This is a genomic window from Streptomyces alkaliphilus (assembly GCF_014141535.1).
Classification (GTDB): domain Bacteria; phylum Actinomycetota; class Actinomycetes; order Streptomycetales; family Streptomycetaceae; genus Streptomyces; species Streptomyces alkaliphilus.
The window spans coordinates 1-3048 of sequence record NZ_VKHT01000641.1 but is presented as its reverse complement, the minus strand read 5'-3'; the positions used below and the strand labels follow the sequence as shown (position 1 = coordinate 3048).

The 3048-nt window shown below is 72.4% G+C and carries 2 protein-coding genes and 1 pseudogene; 1 reads left to right on the top strand and 2 read right to left on the bottom strand.

The window, feature by feature from the left end; translation table 11 throughout:
- Positions 1-84: 84 nt before the first annotated feature.
- Together FNQ90_RS17855 and FNQ90_RS17850 are read right to left on the bottom strand one after the other, a co-directional pair.
- Positions 85-1071: an HpcH/HpaI aldolase/citrate lyase family protein gene (locus FNQ90_RS17855; RefSeq protein ID WP_143623398.1), complete on the bottom strand. Its 987-nt coding sequence runs from the start codon at positions 1069-1071 to the stop codon at positions 85-87.
- Positions 1072-1205: 134 nt separating this feature from the next.
- A pseudogene (locus tag FNQ90_RS17850) lies at positions 1206-2918 on the bottom strand (protein meaA); the annotation flags it as partial.
- A 10-nt stretch (positions 2919-2928) separates the two neighbouring features.
- Here FNQ90_RS17850 and FNQ90_RS17845 point away from each other — a divergent pair.
- A partial coding sequence (locus FNQ90_RS17845; protein WP_267133070.1) for a methylmalonyl-CoA mutase family protein occupies positions 2929-3048 on the top strand: 120 nt, incomplete at its 3' end.

Here is a 3048-nt window from a genome sequence, read left to right as displayed (position 1 = left end):
GCGCCGGCGCCGGGGACGGGCCCCGGGAGCGGCGGGGAGCCTCCCCGCGAACCCGCCGCCCCGGGACCCGGTCGGTGGGGCCGCTCAGTCGGTGGGCGGCTCGAACCGCGAGGTGCGCCGCAGGCCGGCCGCGCGCCCCTTGCCCGCGACCACCAGCGCCATCTTGCGGCTGGCCTCGTCGATCATCTCGTCACCGAGCATGGCGGAGCCCTTCTTGCCGCCCTCCTCGGAGGTGAACCAGGCGTAGGCGTCCAGGATCAGCTCGGCGTGGTCGTAGTCCTCCTGCGAGGGCGAGTAGATCTCGTTCGCGGCGTCGATCTGTCCCGGGTGCAGCACCCACTTGCCGTCGAAGCCCAGCGCGGCGGCCCGTCCGGCGACCTCGCGGAACCCGTCCACGTTGCGGATCTGCAGGTAGGGGCCGTCGATCGCCTGGAGGTCGTTGGCCCGGGCGGCCATCAGGATGCGCATCAGGATGTAGTGGTAGGCGTCGGCGCCGTACCCCGGCGGCTGCTCCCCGACCACCAGCGACTTCATGTTGATCGAGGCCATGAAGTCCGCCGGCCCGAAGATGATGGTCTCCAGGCGCGGTGAGGCGGCGGCGATGGCGTCGACGTTCACCAGGCCGCGGGCGTTCTCGATCTGGGCCTCGATGCCGATCCGGCCGACCTCCAGGCCCATGGTCTTCTCGATCTGAGTCAACAGCAGGTCCAGCGCGACGACCTGTTCGGCGTCCTGCACCTTCGGCAACATCAGGCAGTCCAGGTTCTGCCCGGCGCCCTCCACGACCGTGACCACGTCCCGATAGGTCCAGTGGGTGGTCCAGTCGTTGATCCGCACCACCCGGGTCTTCCCGCTCCAGTCGCCCTCGTTGAGCGCCTTGACGATGCTGTGCCGGGCGTCCTCCTTGGCCAGGGGGGCGCAGGCGTCCTCCAGGTCGAGGAAGACCTGGTCGGCGGGGAGGGTCTGGGCCTTCTCCAGGAAGCGGGGGCTGCTGCCGGGCACGGCCAGGCAGGAGCGGCGGGGCCGCAGCCGGTTGGTCCCGGTCGGGGTCCCGGTGGGCTCGGCGGTCATCTGTCCTCCAGCGTTCGGGGCGACCGGCCCGGGTGGGGCGCGGGTCGCCGGATGTCTCGATGCGGGTGCGGGGCGGAGCCGGAAGGGTCGTACCGGCGGGGTGACCCGCGGGTACGACCCTTCCGGAGCGGGGCTCAGCCGGGCACCCGGGACGCAGGTCGGTGCGCCCCGCGGATCTCCTCGACGATACGGCCGATGATCCCGGTGATCCCGAAGTCCTTGGGGGTGAAGACGGCGGCCACTCCGGCGGCCCGCAGGGCGGCGGCGTCGGCGGCCGGGATGATGCCGCCCACCACCACCGGGACGTCCACCGCCCCGGCCTCCCGCAGCCGGCGCAGCACGTCCGGCACCAGTTCGGCGTGCGAGCCGGAGAGGATGGACAGCCCCACGCAGTGCACGTCCTCGGCCACGGCGGCGGCGACGATCTGTTCGGGGGTGAGCCGGATGCCCTGGTACACCACCTCGAATCCGGCGTCCCGGGCGCGCACGGCGATCTGCTCGGCGCCGTTGCTGTGCCCGTCCAGGCCGGGCTTGCCGACCAGCAGGCGCAGCCGCCCCACTCCCAGCTCCCGGGCCGTTTCCTCCACCGCCCGGCGCACGCCGGCCAGCTCACCGCCCTCCTCGGGGGCGACCGCCACCGGTGCCCCGGAGACCCCCGTGGGGGCCCGGTACTCGCCGAAGACCTCGCGCAGCGCCCACGACCACTCGCCGGTGGTCACGCCGGCCCGGGCGCACTCCAGCGTGGCGGGCATCAGGTTCTCCGTCCCGGCCGCCGCCCGCTTCAGTCCGCCCAGGGCGCGATGGACCCGCTCCTCGTCCCGTTCGTCGCGCCACCGGCCCAGGGCCTCGACCACCCGGGCCTCGTTGGCGGGATCCACGGTCAGGATGGCGGTGTCGAGGTCGGCGGTCAGCGGGCTCGGCTCGGTGGCGCGGTGGCAGTTGACGCCGACGATCCGTTCCTCCCCCGACTCGATGCGGGCCCGGCGGCGGGCGTGCGAGGCGACCAGTTGCGACTTCAGATAGCCGGACTCCACGGCCGCCATGACGCCGCCCATGTCCTCGATGCGCCGCATCTCCTCCCCGGCGGCGGTGACCAGCTCCTCCACCTTCTCCTCGACGACCTTCGAGCCCTCGAAGAGGTCGGGGTACTCCAGCAGGTCGCTCTCCTCGGCGAGCACCTGCTGGATGCGCAGCGACCACTGCTGGTCCCAGGGCCGGGGCAGGCCGAGGGCCTCGTTCCACGCCGGGAGCTGAACCGCCCGGGCCCGGGCGTCCCGGGAGAGGGTGACGGCCAGCATCTCCAGCACGATGCGCTGCACGTTGTTCTCCGGCTGGGCCTCGGTCAGCCCCAGCGAGTTGACCTGCACGCCGTACCGGAAGCGGCGGTGACGGGGGTCGGCGATGCCGTACCGCTCGCGGGTGATCCGTTCCCACATGCGGGTGAAGGCCCGCATCTTGCACATCTCCTCGACGAAGCGGACACCCGCGTTGACGAAGAAGGAGATGCGGCCGACCACGTCCCCCATGCGCTCCCGGGGCACCTGTCCGCCGTCGCGCACCGCGTCCAGCACCGCGACGGCGGTGGACAGCGCGTAGGCGATCTCCTGCACCGGCGTTGCGCCCGCCTCCTGCAGGTGGTAGCTGCAGATGTTGATCGGATTCCACTTCGGCACGTGTTCCACGGTGTGCGCGATCATGTCCGTGGTCAGCCGCAGGGAGGGGCCGGGCGGGAAGACGTGGGTCCCCCGGGAGAGGTACTCCTTGACGATGTCGTTCTGGGTGGTGCCCTGCAGGGCGCGCGAGTCGGCCCCCTGCTCCTCGGCGACCACCCGGTACAGCGCCAGCAGCCCCTGGCTGATGCGCACCTACGCGGGACACTCGAGCGCCGAGGCGTCCAACCGGCTGTACCGGCGCAATCTGGAGAAGGGCCAGACCGGTCTGTCGGTCGCCTTCGACCTGCCCACCCAGACCGGGTAC

What these genes read in the sequence shown, in the direction of transcription:
- FNQ90_RS17855 (WP_143623398.1), bottom strand. Translation starts at nt 1,071, where the DNA reads ATGACCGCCGAGCCCACCGGGACCCCGACCGGGACCAACCGGCTGCGG.